Origin of the sequence: Pseudomonas salomonii (assembly GCF_900107155.1) — a bacterium.
Lineage (GTDB): Bacteria > Pseudomonadota > Gammaproteobacteria > Pseudomonadales > Pseudomonadaceae > Aquipseudomonas > Aquipseudomonas salomonii.
In genome coordinates this window covers 1-1,230 of record NZ_FNOX01000038.1, presented here as the reverse complement: position 1 = coordinate 1,230, position 1,230 = coordinate 1, and the positions used below count along the sequence as shown (strand labels likewise).

Sequence of the window (1,230 nt, the reverse complement as noted above, 5' to 3'; positions counted from 1 at the left end):
TGACCGAGGCTGATGGGCGCATGCTCTGGCAGGCGACTTATCGGGTGTGGGGCAACACGCTGGAAGAGGTGCGTGAGCCTTATTACATTGAGGAGCAGAACCTGCGTTTCCAGGGGCAGTACCTGGATCGGGAGACGGGGCTGCATTTCAATACGTTCAGGTTTTATGATCCGGATGTGGGACGGTTTACGACGCCGGATCCGATTGGGTTGGCGGGCGGTTTAAACACCTACACCTATTCATCCAACCCAATCTCTTGGTTTGACCCTCTTGGGCTAACACCTGTTACGTTTACAGATAGCCGAGGACTGACGTTAACAGTAACCGGCTACACAGACCTAAGTCATTTGAGTCCGTCTCAATTGAAGACAGTCATTTACATGAACGGACCTGAAGCACCTCATCCGTTTGGGAAGTCACCCGTTGACAAGAACGGCAACACAATTGTGCTGCACCATGACAAACAACAAACTGCAGGGCCTCTCAGAGCTATGCCTGACAAGCATCATGGCAGCCCTGAGCACAACGCTGCGCAACATCCAAATGGCAACAAAAAGGGAACAGGTATTACAAACCGGACGGCGTTCAACCTTTGGAAAAAAGAGTTCTGGACGTCCCAAGCCAAAAAAGCTTCGAAAGGCGGATGCATGAAATGAAACAAGACCTGTTGAAAAAAATCAGAGCCATGCTCAGCACCCAGGATGGCCTTAGTGGACAACCTGCAACCGACGCTGAGATTAACGCTGCGGAAAAAAAACTTAACGTTAGGTTCAATGAGCAATATGTTGAGTTCATCAAGCTTTTTGGTGGAGCATTCGGTGGCATCGACATTCACGCATTCCAAAACGGGGCATTGATCGGTAAAGCTACCGTTACCGAAATGACGGAGAAATTCTGGGGTACTTACGCTGACAAACTTCCAGAGGAATTAGTCGGTGCCGTGGTGATTTCAGACGATGGATCTGGAAACCCTATCCTGATCAACACAACGGGCGAAATCTATATCTACTTACACGAAGAGGATGAAGCCGAGCTGTTGTATGACTCGCTAGAAGCACTGCTGACAAAATCTTTCCCATAAAAGCCCACAAAATATCAAGCCGACAACCTGATCGGCAAACTCGACCAGCAACCTGCCGCGCAACATCGCCAACTGCTGCATTACGACGCCACTGGCCGCATCATCGCCAGCCAGGACAGCCTGCACGGGCAGCGCGAAACCTTTGCCTA

3 protein-coding genes are annotated in these 1,230 nt (G+C 50.3%); 2 read left to right on the top strand and 1 reads right to left on the bottom strand.

Annotated features, from left to right (window positions below):
• Both BLV67_RS32170 and BLV67_RS31985 read left to right on the top strand, forming a co-directional pair.
• On the top strand, positions 1-656 hold a 656-nt coding region (locus BLV67_RS32170; RefSeq protein ID WP_208604519.1), incomplete at its 5' end, for an RHS repeat-associated core domain-containing protein.
• Positions 653-1,081: an SMI1/KNR4 family protein gene (locus BLV67_RS31985; protein WP_065911337.1), complete on the top strand. Its 429-nt coding sequence runs from the start codon at positions 653-655 to the stop codon at positions 1,079-1,081. The genes BLV67_RS32170 and BLV67_RS31985, both read left to right, overlap by 4 nt.
• Here the strand turns inward: BLV67_RS31985 and BLV67_RS33200 are convergent.
• Positions 1,049-1,230 (bottom strand): hypothetical protein (locus BLV67_RS33200; protein WP_208604518.1); only part of this gene is annotated, 182 nt, incomplete at its 5' end. The genes BLV67_RS31985 and BLV67_RS33200 overlap by 33 nt on opposite strands.